Consider the following 12,919-nt stretch of genomic DNA (forward strand, 5'->3'; position numbering starts at 1 on the left):
GTGCAAACGTTTGCGGAACGAACTTGGCCGCCAAGTTCACCTCAACCCGAAGAATCGGGTCTAAACCGCAACTGAATAGGGATTTTCAATGCACCCCACCTCAAGGCATTCCGCTTCCTTTGGTGTTTCCCTGCTATTGAGCGCCGTTACGGGAGTACTCAGCCCGCCCATTCTGGCGCAGGAACAACCCGTCGATGACTCAGCACAGGGCGAAACCCTGAGCCCTGAAGCCAGCCCGGCGAAAAAAGGCGTGTACCTGTCGGACTGGTTCAACCAGGACCTGACATTGATCGGCAGCAAAGACATCAGCTTCGGCCCCAAGCCGGCCGATGACGTCTACCTGGAATACGAGTACTTCGGCCGCAAGGGTCCCTTCGAGCTATACGGTTATATCGACGTGCCGAAGATTCTCGGCATCGGTAACAGTAATGACAAAGGCGCATGGGATCATGGCTCGCCGCTGTTCATGGAGCACGAGCCACGGATCTCCATCGACTACCTGGCGGGGCGCAGCCTGGCCATCGGCCCGTTCAAGGAATGGTACGTGGCCTTTGACTGGATCTACGACCACGGCAGTAACACCGCCAACCGTGCCAACACGCTATACAGCGGCCTCGGCACCGACATCGACACCCACTCGCGGGTCAACCTGTCGGCGAACTTTTATGGGCGTTACCAATGGGAAAACTATGGCGCCAGCAATGAATACGCATGGGACGGCTACCGCGCGCAGATGAAGTACATTGTGCCCATCGACACGTTCGACAATGGCGCCTCGCTGACCTATATCGGCTTCACCAACTACGATTTCGGCTCGGACCTGCACAAGGACAACCCGGCGCGCACCGCCAACGCGCTGGTGGCGACCAACGTGTTGCTGTACTCGTTCACCCACCTGCGCTTCACTCTGGTCGGTCGTTACTTTCACAACGGCGGTAACTGGGAGGATGGCAGCGAGCTGAATTTCGGCGACGGTAACTTCCGCGCCCGCTCCAACGGCTGGGGATACTACGCCGGCGTAGGCTACCAATTCTGATCAAGGAGTTTTAGATGAGTCTGTTTACCCGTGTCTCGCTGGCCGTCGGCCTGGCGCTGCTGCCCCACCTGGTACTGGCGCAGGCGCCTGCGCCGATCAAGCCCAAGGTGATGCTGATCACCATGTTCGCCCCCGAGGCGCAAACCTGGATCGATCGCCTGGCGCTCAAGCAGGAAGTCCGCGTGCCGGGCTTGTCTGCCGAATACCCGGTGATTCGTTGCAATACCGAAGACGTCTGCCTGCTGGTGACCGGCATGGGCCAGACCAACGCCGCCGCCTCCACCCTGGCGTTGGCGCTGTCACCCAAATTCGACTTGCGCCAGAGCTACTTTCTGATCGCCGGGATTGCTGGCATCAGCCCCAAGCACGGCACCCTCGGCACCACCGCCTGGGCGCATTACCTGGTGGAGTTCGGCACCCAGTGGGAAATCGATTCGCGGGACGCGCCCAAAGACTGGCCGACCGGCTACATCGGTATCAACACCAAGGGTCCGAACGAAAAACCGCCGCTGGACTACAAGACCGAAGTGTTCGAGCTGAACCCGAAACTGCAGGCCAAGGCGTTTGCCCTGTCGCAGAAGGTTGAGCTGACGGAAAGCCCGGAATCCAGCGCCTGGCGCAAACACTACCCTGCGGCACCGGCCAACCAACCGCCGCAAGTCACCCGCTGCGACACGCTGGCGGGCAACACCTGGTTCTCCGGCACGCGCCTGAGCGAGCGCGCCGAAGTCTGGACGCGGTTGCTCACCGACAACCAAGGCGAATACTGCACCACCCAGCAGGAAGACAACTCCACCTATGAAGCCCTGCTGCGCGCCAGTCGCGAAGGGCTGGTGGATATCCAGCGCCTGGCGGTGGTGCGCGCCGGGTCGGATTTCGACCGACCTTATCCGGGCTACAGCGAGGTGGATAACCTGCTCAAATATGCGGACCAGGGCGGCTTCGTGCCGGCGCTGGAGAACCTGTACCGCACGGGCAACCCGTTGGTCCAGGCGATCCTGAAGCACTGGTCGGCGTGGGAAAAAGGCGTGCCCGACGCCTAGCCAAAAACCACCGGTGGGAGCGGGTTTGCTCCCACCTGTTCAAGCGCGTCAGGGCAGCAAGACGATCTTATCGGCGCTGCCCACATTCACCTCCTCGAAGCATTTCACACCCTCGGCCAACGCCACTTCGCGCAGGCCGCTCGGCAGCGGCAGCAACCCTTCGTCAAAGAAGTGCCCGAACTGCTCCAGCATCACCGCACATTGTTCGCAGTTGTAGAGCAACGAATTGATCCCCACCACCGAACCGCCCTTGCGATACAGGGCCAGGGCCGGCAGTTGCACCTGACCGTCGACCGGCGCGGCGATGATCGCGATGCGCCCGAACGGCGCCAGCCCCGCCACGGCGGCGGGCAACCAGAACCCCGTGGTGTCGAAGATCACATCGGCGCCGCCCTTGAACACGGCATTGACCTGCGCGCCCAAATCCTCCGGCTGGCCCAGGGTAATCGCGGCGATACCTTGCGCCTGCAACACTTCGGCCTGCTCAGGGCGTCGCACCGCCGCCAGTACCTGCGCCCCAAGGATTTTCGCCAAGGCCAACGCCGCACTGCCGACGGCCCCGTTCGCACCGATGACCAGCACCCGCGTGCCCTCGCCGACCGCGCTGCGCTGCAGGGCGTCCCACGCGGTGGTGTACGGCACACCGAGGCTGGCGGCCTGGGCAAAACTCAGGTGGCTGGGTTTGTGCGCCACGCCCTTGGCCGACACAGTGAGGTACTGGGCGTGGGAACCGTCGGCGAAAAAACCGAGGTCACGCCCGGTGCCCCAGACCGCCTGCCCGACCCATTCCTGCGGGCCTTCGACCACCACGCCGGCGAAGTCGCGACCGGGAATGCGCGGCAGCGTGGTGTAGGGAAAGCGACCGAGCACATTCTTCACGTCGCTGGGGTTGAGACCGGCGGCCTTGATCTGTACCAGCACGTCCCCGGCGGCGGGCACCGGGGTGGCGACGTCGACGAAACGCAGGGTGGAGAGGTCGCCGGTGGCGGAAAATTGCAGCGCTTTCATGAGCGGCATCCATCAAAGGGGAAAGGACATTCAGGACAACCAACCACTGACCAACTGACGCCCCATCGGCCACAGTTTTTCGCCGAGCAACATGCCCATCAGGCCGACCAGCGCGATGGCCGGCGGCGCGGGCGAGCGGAAATCCAGCGCACCGTAGATCACGCCGACGAAGAGGCCAATGGCAAGGGAGATCAAGTAACTCATGGGGGCGGCGCCTGGTGGTTGGATGGCGCTTAGTGTAGGAAGCCGCCGCCCACCTCATCGGCCAAGTGCTTCAGGATTTCGGCCAAACCTTCAACCGCGATACTGCGACGGTGCCACGCCGAGTTCACGACGGAACATGTCGCTGAAACTGCTGGGTGAGTAACCCAGGGACCGTGCGATCGCGCTGACTGACTGGCCTTGGATCAACTCGGCCACCGCCGTGGCCAGTTGCACCTGGCGGCGCCATTCGGCGAAGCCCATGCCAAGGTGGTTCTGGAACAGCCGCGCCAAGGTCCGCACACTGGCACCGGCGGCCTCCGCGTGATGCTCGAAGGGAATCGCCAGGGATGGCGCCGCCATCACCGCCTGGCAGGCATTGACCAGGCGGCGGTCGGCCTCCGGCGGCATGGCGATGCGGATTGACGCGCGGCGTGCGCGCTGCAGCTCCAGCAGGGCCAGGCCGACCACCGCGTCGTAATAGCCGGCATCGCCACTGTCGCCCTGCTCCACCAGGGTGACGATCAACTCGCGCAGCAGCCCGCCGACGTCAATCACCTGCACCTGGCTGTCCAGCGTCGCGGCCAACGCCGGGCGCAGGTAGATATTGCGCATCTGCAAATCCGAGACCACGCGTATCCCGTGTTCCACGCCCGGCGGCAGCCAGACGGCGCGTTGGGGCGGCACCACCAGCGCTTCGCGTGGCGTCTCGACCCACATCACCCCGCTCATGGCATAGAGCAACTGGCCCCAGTCATGCCGATGGGGCTCTACATACCAACCACGCGGGTAGGTCCGCGCCAGCGGCTGCACGGGCACGGCGTGATCACTGAGGTCGGGGGGCGTGGCCAGGGCCATGGGGAACACATCCGGCAAGGGTGAGCGGCCATGGTAATGACCAGCGCCCGACAAGCCGAGCGAATTTTTACCGCGCTCAGCCTTTAGCCGACTTGGCGCATTCGCAGCCCGTCGGCGCCACACATGGCTCACCATGGGCATGGTGTTCGGCACAGCCCTGGCAGCAATAGCCCTTACCGTCTTTCATCACCGCCTCCACTCCCAGCACACATTTGCAGTGTGGGCAGGCACAGGTTGTATCTGGCATGGTCAGACTCCTTCGTTATGGTCGTCCCGGTGCGGCGGGCGCCGACACCTTTAGCAGTGACTGCGGGCCGGCGCGGATGGTTCCTCCCATCAGTCAGTCGGTGCGGGTGTTGCTGCGGTACATGAACACCAGCGCTAGCGCCAGGCAGGCCATTGCCACGATCCGGCTGCCCGACAGTTCGATGGCCGGGTGGCCCAGCCAGCCGAAATGGTCGATCAGCACGCTCATGGGGAAAACGCCTCGCGGTAAAAGTAGGTCCATTCCGATTTTTCGGGCCACTATTCCTAAGCCCGGCACGCTGCGACAGACTTCGACGAAATCCTTGTTTGGAGCAATGCCATGGATGTCATATACCGCAACCCGTCGCGCTCAAAACGGTTGGCGTCAACCAGCGGTCAGGCTGTCTTTGATAGCGCCAGCAGTTCTGGCTATATTTGGCCAAAATATGCGGAGAGCCCCATGATTACAGTGCCGTTGGGCGAAGCCAAAAACACGCTGTCAAAACTGGTTGATGAGGCAGCTGCCGGCAAAATCATCACCATCGCCAAGCATGGGCGAGCGATGGCGCAGCTTGTCCCTGTTGGAAAATCCAAAGGTCGCCGAATTGGCGCCATGCAAGGCAAGCTGGTGATTCCGGATGACTTCGACGCGCCTTTGTCCGACGACCTCATCGCGGCGTTCCAGGGCACTCATTCATGAGAGTGCTGCTGGATACCCACATCCTGCTGTGGACGTTGAACGATGACCCCAAGCTCTCCAGCAAAGCCCGAAAGCTGATTGAACATGCCGCAGAGATCTATGTCAGTGCCGCCACATTCTGGGAACTGGCGATCAAGGTCGGCCTGGGGAAACTCACTGTCGATCTGGATGAAGTCCGTGAGTGCTGCCTGCAAAGCGGTTTCGTCGAACTCCCCATCACGTCAGAACACGCCATTGCGGTCAAGGATCTCGAGCCTCATCACAAAGACCCTTTCGATCGGCTCATCGCTGCAACCGCCCTGAGCGAACCAATGAAGCTATTGACGGCCGATCCGCAGGTTGCCCAATACACATCGCTGGCGGTCCTGGTGTAGATCGCCCCAGCACCGCGGGCCTTGGATCAAAACAACCACTGCCCGATCAACCACGCATTCGCGCCACTGATCAGCGCAAACAGAAACCACGCGAGCAAGCGCGTCGGCAGGCGATTGACGAACGGGCCCATCAGTCGCGCGTCGCCGGTCATGCGAATCAGCGGATACAACGCAAACGGCAACTGCAGGCTGAGCACCACCTGGCTGAGAATCAGCAATTTGCCAATGGCCGCGTCGCCCATCAGCCACACGCCCACGAACGCCGGGATCAGCGCCAGCCCACGGGTGATCAGGCGTCGCTGCCAGCAAGGAATGCGCAGGTCGAGGTAGCCCTCCATGATCACTTGCCCGGCGATGGTGCCGGTGAACGTGGAACTCTGCCCGGAAGCCAGCAAGGCGATGCCGAACAGGATGCTGGCGAAGGCGCCGCCGACCAGAGGATCGAGCAAATGGTAGGCGTCCTGGATCTCGACCACATCCGTATGCCCGGTTTTATGGAACGCAGCGGCGGCAAGTACCAGGATCGCGGCGTTGACCAGCAAGGCCAGGGCCAGGGAGCCGATGGTGTCGATACGCGCCAGCTTGACCGCGTCCTGCTTGCTGGCGAGGTCTTTGCCGATCAGCCGGGTTTGCACGATCGAGCTGTGCAGGTAGAGGTTATGCGGCATCACGGTGGCACCGAGGATACCAATCGCCAGGTACAACGGCGCGGCATCGCTGATGGCCGACAACGACGGCGCAAAGCCGCTGAACACGTCCGGCCAATAGGGCTTGATCAGCACCAGTTCGATGAAGAAACACACGCCGATGGTGGCGACCAGCGCCAGCATGATTGCTTCCAGGCGACGGAAACCACGATTTTGCAGGGCCAGCACCAAGAGCGTGTCAAACGCGGTGATGACAATGCCGGTGGTCAACGAAACACCGAGCAGCAGGTGAAACGCCAGGGCGCAGCCGAGCACTTCGGCGAGGTCGGTGGCGATGATGGAAATTTCCGCCAGCACCCACTGGGTGCGGGCCGAGCGTTGGCTGTAGCGTTCGCGGCACAGTTGCGCCAGGTCCTTGCCGGTGGCGATGCCCAGCCGCGAGCACAGGCACTGCACCACCATGCCCGCCAGGCTGGCCAGCAGCACCACAAACAGCAGGTTGTAGCCGTAGCGCGAGCCGGCCTCGATCGCCGTGGCCCAGTTGCCCGGGTCCATGTAGCCGATGGAAATCAGCAAGCCGGGGCCGGCAAACATCAGCATTCGTTTGAAAAACGACGCCTTGGGGTCGACGATGACAGAGCCAGCCACTTCCGGCGGGCAAAACGGAGCGGTAGCGATTTTCGGCAGGCTGAATTTCACGCAGTATCCCAGGCAAACACTCTAGACAAGCCCGTAGCTTATCAGTCGGATGCAACCGTTCGCATCACCGTGTCCCGCGGCAGGTCAAACGCTTCGACCACTTGCACCACCAGGTCCATTTCCTGGTTCAACGCTTCGCGCTCCATGCGCTGGCGGATCACCCCGATCACCAGTACCGCCAAGGTCGTGATCGAATAAGCCGGGCCGGAAAATGCACGCACCCCGCTCACCAGCAACATCGCCGCCGCCAGCGCCTGGCCCACCAGCGGAATCGCCGTGGCCGCGCCGCGCCGCAGGATGAACCCGGTCAGCCCCGCCAACGCCGTACCGCTCAACGCCGTGGCGGCCGAACGGCCGACATCGATGCGATGGAACAGGCCCTGCTCCTTTTGCGCCGCCGCCTGAAGCTCGGCGTCGAACGCCTGGCGGTCGGCGTGGCTGAGTTTGTCCTTGTATTGTTCGATGAGTTTTTCCGCGACTTGCGCTTCGATGTCCGCCAGCACGACAGTCTCCATCGGTTCATCGAACTTGATCCCCAGCCGCTGCGCCACATCCTCGGCGATCTGGCGATACCCCACGCCGTGCCCCCGGGCGAGGTTCATGAAGCTGTCGCCGCCCATGCGCTGCAACTCGATGGCCAACTTCAGCGGCTCGCGCACCGTGGCATCAATCGAGGCACTGCGCTTTTGCGCGATCAATTCGGCGAGGAACTTCAGCTCGTCCGGGCGCGCCCGCACCAGCACCGGGAACAGTTCGTCATCTTCTTCGGCAAAGCGCACCTCGCTACTGCGCTGGTCGGCGCGGATCATGCCGCGTCGCTCCTGCAGCAGGTCGGTGTACTGCACCACCGTCTGCAACTGCGGCCAATAGGCCGCGTGATCGAAGCTGGCCAGGTGAACGTTGGTCACCTTGGCCTTGAGCGCGGGTGTGATCGGGATGGCGTAGCGACCGATGCAACGCTCGGTATCCGGTTTCATCGCCAGGGCCCAATCCTTACTGGAGTGACAGTTGATCACCCGCCCCGAAAGCGCTGCGCACACTTCATCCCAAGGGCTCGACGTACAGATCGCCCCGCCCATCAACAGCAAATGGTTCAACGGCAGTTCGCGCGCAGTGTCGGGGTTGGCCAACACGCTCTTGACCAGGATGCGCGCGCCGAGGGAATGCCCGATCAGGTTGATGCGCCGCACCTGCAGCGACTCGCCGTGGAGGAACTCGGCCAATTCCGGCAACAGGCTGCGGGCCACTTCATCCACCCGCGCCTCGACACTTTTGTAATGGTCGAGAAAATACCCGATCGCCTTGCCCACCCCTACCGTCGCCGCTCCCAGGCCGCCGCCGCCGAGCATCGCGGTGATCACGTCCTTGAACGGTGCGAACAGGTTTTCCAGAAAATGCCCGGCCGGCCAGAACAGCATCAGGTTGGTCGAACCTTCGATACTTGCCAGTTGCGCCGTGAAGTTGCCCAGTTGCTGCCGGTTGAAGAACGCCGAGTAACCGTGAACATAGAGATTGAGCACGTCCCCCTGAGGCTCGCCGCACAGTACGAACGTGGGCTTGCGGGTACGGTGCATTTCATCCCACTGGTGCTGCATGGGCCGGTGACTCCTGGTGACGAAGGACGCCGATAGTAACAAAGGGCGGGCCGCAGGAAGGTGAATCCTGACGGGCGCGGACGCCACAACCCCCTCAGAACAACGGCGCGGCCTTTGATTTAGTCAGATAACGCGCCGGGGTATCGCCCAGGTTGCGCCGAAACAGCGCGGTGAAGGCGCTGGCACTGCTGAAGCCCAACTCAAACGCCACCTCGGTGACGGACACGCCGTGGCTGAGCCGGGCAGTGGCTTCCAGCAGACAGACTTGCTGGCGCCAGGCGACGAACGTCATGCCCGTGCTCTCAAGGAAATGGCGGGTAAAGGTGCGCCGGCTCATGCTCGACCACGCGGCCATTTCGTCAATCGAAGTGTGTTGCGTAGGGGCCTCCAGAAAACGCTGGCAGGCGCTCGCCAGCCGTGGCTCGCGGGGCAACGGCGCGCTGAGGGGCAACTCGGGCATCGCTCCGATCTCGTCGATCAGCAGCGTCAGCACGCAGGCCTGCCTGGCATTGGGTAAGGTCGAGGGCTCGATGGCCAGCGCCGCCTGCAACAGATGCCTGAGCAGGGGCGACACTTCAAACACCTGGCAGCGTGCCTGCAACCCCGCCCGTGCGGCGGCGCCGGCGTCCAGGTAGGTATTGAGCATCACCACATCGCCGCGCATCTGCATTTCATGGGGCACGCCGCCGGGCACCCAGATCGCCCGCTGCGGCGGCACCACCCAGTTGCCCAGGTCGGTAAACATTTTCAGCGCGCCGGTGGAAGCGTAGGCGAACTGACCTCGCGGGTGCGTGTGCCGCGCAAACACGGTGCCAGAGGGGTATTCGCGCAGCGTCACCAGCGCGTCGGGGCTGTCGGAATCAAAAGTCGGCATCATGGCCCGATTCTGTCAAAAGTTGACCTTGCATAGCAAGCGGGCCACTTCCCTGCCGCCTAACATCGACGCCTTTGAAGCTGCACTCTGCCTAAAAGGAAACCCCATGCAGAAAAAACACCTGGTGCTTGCTGTGCTGGTTACGTTGGTCTGGGGGGTGAACTTCCCCCTGACAAAATTGGGCCTGCGTGCAATCGACCCCTTTGTCCTCACCGGCATACGCTTTGCCCTCGCCGCCCTGCCGCTGGTGTTTTTCATCAAGCGCCCCGCCGTGCGCTTCCACTATGTGGCGGCTTACGGGCTTATCTTCGGGCTGGGGATGTGGGGCGTGATCAATTACGGCATTCAGGTCGGCGTCAGCCCGGGAATCGCCTCGCTGATCATCCAACTCAGCGTGTTTTTCAGCATGGGTTGGGGCTATGTGCTGTTCCAGGAAAAAATCCGCAGGGCCCAAGTGCTCGGCGCCGTGCTCGCGGTGACCGGCCTGGCGGGGATCATCGCGACGCAACACGGCGACCACGCGCTGCTGGGTATTCTGTTGATCGTCTTCAGCGCGCTGGCCTGGAGTGTCGGCAACGTGATCATCAAGCAATCGGGCGTGAAAGAGATCTTCTCGTTCATGGTGTGGGCCAGTCTGTTCCCACCGATTCCGCTGTGGCTCATGGCCTGGTGGCTGCACGGCAGCGCAGCGTTCGCCAACGTGGGCGCCAACCTCGACCTGACGGCGGCGGGTTCCATCCTGTTCCAGGTCTACCTGGCCACGCACTTTGCCTACTGGGGCTGGAACTCACTGCTCAAGGCATACCCGGTATCCACCGTAGCGCCGCTGTCCCTGCTGATTCCGGTGTTCGGCATGACCAGTTCGATGCTGATCATCGGCGAGCGCATATCCACGCCCAACCTGCTCTCGATTGCGCTCATCATCACGGGACTGGCCGTGGGGTTGTACCGCACGCCCGCCAGTGCGCGTGGAAAAACACTCAGCCAGTGAAAGACACGCCCGCGAGAACGCAGTCGCCCAGCAAAAAATCACCTGCCCAGCACGATCCCACACTGCAAAAACACAATTATCGACATGTAAAAAGCGCTCTAATAGCCACCTGTTGATTGGCTTTAAAGATTTTGGAGTTCGCAATGCCCCATGAAGGCAACCTGTTACAAGCAGCCGTGGTGTTCCTGCTCGCCGCCGTGCTGACCGTGCCCCTGGCCAAGCGCCTGCAGTTGGGCGCGGTGCTGGGCTATCTGTTCGCCGGTGTGATCATCGGCCCGTCGGTGCTGGGCCTGATCGGCAACCCGCAAAGCGTCGCGCAGTTCTCGGAGTTGGGCGTGGTGCTGCTGCTGTTCATCATCGGCCTGGAGCTGTCGCCGAAACGTTTATGGGTGATGCGCAAGGCGGTATTCGGTGTCGGCCTGGCCCAGGTGCTGCTCACCGGCCTGGTGATGGGCGGGGTCGCGCTGTGGCTGTTCGGCCAGTCGTGGAACAGCGCAATCGTGCTGGGCCTGGGCCTGGCGCTGTCGTCCACCGCCTTTGGCCTGCAAAGCCTGGCCGAGCGCAAGGAGCTGAACCAGCCCCACGGGCGCCTGGCTTTTGCGATTCTGCTGTTCCAGGACATTGCGGCGATCCCGCTGATTGCCATGGTGCCGTTGCTGGCCGGGGGCGATCACCCAAGCACCCAGGCCCAGGGCGTGCAGCACGTGTTGCAGATCCTCGGCAGCATCGCCGTGGTGATCATCGGCGGGCGCTATCTGTTGCGCCCGGTGTTTCGCGTCGTCGCCAAGACCGGCCTGCGCGAAGTGTCCACGGCCACCGCGTTGCTGGTAGTGATCGGCACCGCCTGGCTGATGGAGTTGGTCGGCGTGTCCATGGCCCTGGGCGCGTTCCTGGCCGGCCTGCTGCTGGCGGACTCGGAATACCGCCACGAACTGGAATCCCAGATCGAACCGTTCAAGGGCCTGCTGCTCGGCCTGTTTTTCATCAGCGTGGGCATGGGCGCCAACCTCAGCCTGCTGCTCAGCTCGCCGCTGGTGGTGATCGGCCTGACCCTGCTGTTGATCGGTTTGAAACTGCCGCTGCTGTATGCCGTCGGCCGGCTGGTGGGCGATCTCAACCGCGAGAGCGCCTTGCGCCTGGGCGTGGTGCTGGCGGCAGGCGGTGAATTCGCCTTCGTGGTGTTCAAGATCGGCCGCGATCAGGGCCTGTTCGAACCGCACCTGTACGACATCCTGGTGCTGACCATCACCCTGTCGATGGCCGTGACGCCGCTGCTGTTGCTGGTCTGCCCGAAGCTGTTCAAGCCCAAGGTCAAACCCGTGGAAGTCCCCGAGGAATACCGCACCATCGAAAGCGATGCGCCGCGCGTGGTCATCGCCGGCATGGGCCGCATGGGGCAGATCGTCGCGCGAATCCTGCGCGCGCAGAACATTTCGTTTATCGCCCTGGACACCTCGGTCGAAACCATCGAGCTGACCCGCAGTTTCGGCGGCATGCCGGTGTTCTACGGCGACCCGCAACGTCCGGAGATCCTGCACGCGGCCAAGGTCGACCGGGCGGAGTTCTTCGTCATCGCGATGGATGACCCGGAGATCAACATCAAAACCGCCGAACTGGTGCGCAGCCTCTATCCGCACATGAAGATCATCGCCCGCGCCCGTAACCGCCAGCACGTCCACCGTTTGGTGGACCTCGACGCGTCACCGGTGCGCGAAACCTTCTATTCCAGCCTGGAAATGAGCCGCCGCACCCTGGTGGGTCTCGGCCTGAGCCAAGCCCAGGCCGACGCGCGCATCACCCGGTTCAAGAACCACGACCTGCAGGTCCTCGCCGCCCAGCACGCGGTGTACGACGACGCGGCCAAGGTCATGCAGACCGCCCAGGAAGCCCGTGCGGAACTGGCGCGGTTGTTTGAAATGGACCGTCTTGAGGAAGAGTCCGACAAGGTGTGAGGGTGCGGATGAACGATCTTGCGAATTTTCTGACAGAATACGGCGCAATTTCGTTCATCTACCGGAGCGCTTCTTCATGGCCACTTTCACCAAGACCGCCGTCCTGCTGGCCCTGGCGCTTAGCGCCGGCAGCGTATTCGCCGCGGCCAAGCCGGCGGATCAGACCATCTCCACCTTGGGCGGCAAGTTCAGCTTCGACCTGCCCAAGGCCTATGTCGCCGACACCCTGCCAGCCGGCAAGGCGGCAGACGGCACCGGGGATACCCAAGGTACGATGTACGCGAACCAAACCACGAAAAGTGTGGTCATCGTCGCCGAAACCGTGCGTAACGACGGGGTGACCATTAAAGATAATGACCCGCAGTTTCTCGACGGCGCAGTCGCCGGCTTCGTCAAGGACCAGAGCGCCGCCCTGCCCGACTTCAAGAAACAGAACGAAAAGAAACTGACCTTCAAAGGCCTCGGCCTGCGCCAGGTGGACAGCACGGCCACCCAAGGCGGCGGCAAAACCTTGAACTCCACCTTCCTCGGCGGTTCCGGCAATCACTTACTGGTGATCCAGGCGATTTCGCGGGCGGATGATGTGAAGGGGCATGCGCAGTTGGTGAAACTGATCACCGGCGGCAAGTAAACCGACCGTTAAAACCACACCGATCAACTGTGGGAGGGGGCTTGCTCCCGATGGCGGTGCATCA

The 12,919-nt window shown here is 62.6% G+C and carries 14 protein-coding genes and 1 pseudogene; 7 read left to right on the forward strand and 8 right to left on the reverse strand.

The window, feature by feature from the left end; translation table 11 throughout:
* The first annotated feature begins 88 nt into the window (after positions 1-88).
* Together JN756_RS18510 and JN756_RS18515 are read left to right on the forward strand one after the other, a co-directional pair.
* Positions 89-1,036 carry a nucleoside-specific channel-forming protein Tsx gene (locus tag JN756_RS18510; protein ID WP_201021164.1) on the forward strand — a complete coding sequence of 316 codons (948 nt, stop codon included), beginning with the start codon at positions 89-91 and terminating at the stop codon, positions 1,034-1,036.
* A 14-nt stretch (positions 1,037-1,050) separates the two neighbouring features.
* A complete protein-coding gene (locus tag JN756_RS18515) occupies positions 1,051-2,079 on the forward strand; it encodes a purine-nucleoside phosphorylase (protein ID WP_046383067.1) in 1,029 nt (342 codons plus the stop codon).
* 48 nt (positions 2,080-2,127) lie between these two features.
* Here JN756_RS18515 and JN756_RS18520 read toward each other — a convergent pair whose 3' ends face one another.
* From JN756_RS18520 to JN756_RS18540, 5 genes and pseudogenes are all read right to left on the reverse strand, one after another.
* A complete protein-coding gene (locus JN756_RS18520) occupies positions 2,128-3,087 on the reverse strand; it encodes a quinone oxidoreductase family protein (protein ID WP_046383066.1) in 960 nt (319 codons plus the stop codon).
* Between the two features lie 30 nt (positions 3,088-3,117).
* The gene (locus tag JN756_RS18525; RefSeq protein WP_017849167.1) at positions 3,118-3,291 is read right to left on the reverse strand and encodes a DUF1427 family protein; all 174 of its coding nucleotides are present in this window, start codon (positions 3,289-3,291) and stop codon (positions 3,118-3,120) included.
* A 90-nt stretch (positions 3,292-3,381) separates the two neighbouring features.
* On the reverse strand, positions 3,382-4,146 hold the full coding sequence (locus tag JN756_RS18530) for an AraC family transcriptional regulator (RefSeq protein WP_079444132.1): 765 nt from the start codon (positions 4,144-4,146) through the stop codon (positions 3,382-3,384).
* A 76-nt stretch (positions 4,147-4,222) separates the two neighbouring features.
* Positions 4,223-4,393: a metallothionein gene (locus tag JN756_RS18535; RefSeq protein WP_079444133.1), complete on the reverse strand. Its 171-nt coding sequence runs from the start codon at positions 4,391-4,393 to the stop codon at positions 4,223-4,225.
* A gap of 93 nt (positions 4,394-4,486) precedes the next feature.
* Positions 4,487-4,621, reverse strand: a pseudogene (locus JN756_RS18540) (DMT family transporter); the annotation flags it as partial.
* 111 nt (positions 4,622-4,732) lie between these two features.
* Here JN756_RS18540 and JN756_RS18545 point away from each other — a divergent pair.
* Positions 4,733-5,092 carry a type II toxin-antitoxin system Phd/YefM family antitoxin gene (locus JN756_RS18545; protein ID WP_227778671.1) on the forward strand — a complete coding sequence of 120 codons (360 nt, stop codon included), beginning with the start codon at positions 4,733-4,735 and terminating at the stop codon, positions 5,090-5,092.
* The gene (locus JN756_RS18550) at positions 5,089-5,466 is read left to right on the forward strand and encodes a type II toxin-antitoxin system VapC family toxin (protein WP_046383063.1); all 378 of its coding nucleotides are present in this window, start codon (positions 5,089-5,091) and stop codon (positions 5,464-5,466) included. Before JN756_RS18545 ends, JN756_RS18550 begins: the two co-directional genes overlap by 4 nt.
* Positions 5,467-5,492: 26 nt before the next feature.
* On the opposite strand, the gene JN756_RS18555 is transcribed toward JN756_RS18550, so the two are convergent.
* The 3 genes from JN756_RS18555 to JN756_RS18565 form a co-directional block, all read right to left on the reverse strand.
* The gene (locus JN756_RS18555) at positions 5,493-6,812 is read right to left on the reverse strand and encodes an Nramp family divalent metal transporter (protein ID WP_046383062.1); all 1,320 of its coding nucleotides are present in this window, start codon (positions 6,810-6,812) and stop codon (positions 5,493-5,495) included.
* Positions 6,813-6,853: 41 nt separating this feature from the next.
* On the reverse strand, positions 6,854-8,407 hold the full coding sequence (locus JN756_RS18560) for a DUF726 domain-containing protein (RefSeq protein ID WP_017849161.1): 1,554 nt from the start codon (positions 8,405-8,407) through the stop codon (positions 6,854-6,856).
* A 94-nt stretch (positions 8,408-8,501) separates the two neighbouring features.
* The gene (locus tag JN756_RS18565) at positions 8,502-9,284 is read right to left on the reverse strand and encodes an AraC family transcriptional regulator (protein WP_169864321.1); all 783 of its coding nucleotides are present in this window, start codon (positions 9,282-9,284) and stop codon (positions 8,502-8,504) included.
* Between the two features lie 103 nt (positions 9,285-9,387).
* Between JN756_RS18565 and JN756_RS18570 the strand changes: the two genes are divergently transcribed.
* From JN756_RS18570 to JN756_RS18580, 3 genes are all read left to right on the forward strand, one after another.
* Positions 9,388-10,272, forward strand: a complete 885-nt coding sequence (locus JN756_RS18570) for an EamA family transporter (protein WP_046489217.1) — start codon at positions 9,388-9,390, stop codon at positions 10,270-10,272.
* A gap of 143 nt (positions 10,273-10,415) precedes the next feature.
* Complete coding sequence (locus JN756_RS18575) at positions 10,416-12,224, forward strand: monovalent cation:proton antiporter-2 (CPA2) family protein (protein WP_046383058.1); 1,809 nt, start codon at positions 10,416-10,418, stop codon at positions 12,222-12,224.
* A 76-nt stretch (positions 12,225-12,300) separates the two neighbouring features.
* Positions 12,301-12,855: a DcrB/PsbP domain-containing protein gene (locus JN756_RS18580; RefSeq protein ID WP_017849157.1), complete on the forward strand. Its 555-nt coding sequence runs from the start codon at positions 12,301-12,303 to the stop codon at positions 12,853-12,855.
* Positions 12,856-12,919 lie beyond the last annotated feature (64 nt).

This window comes from Pseudomonas sp. Y39-6 (genome assembly GCF_023651955.1).
Classification (GTDB): domain Bacteria; phylum Pseudomonadota; class Gammaproteobacteria; order Pseudomonadales; family Pseudomonadaceae; genus Aquipseudomonas; species Aquipseudomonas veronii.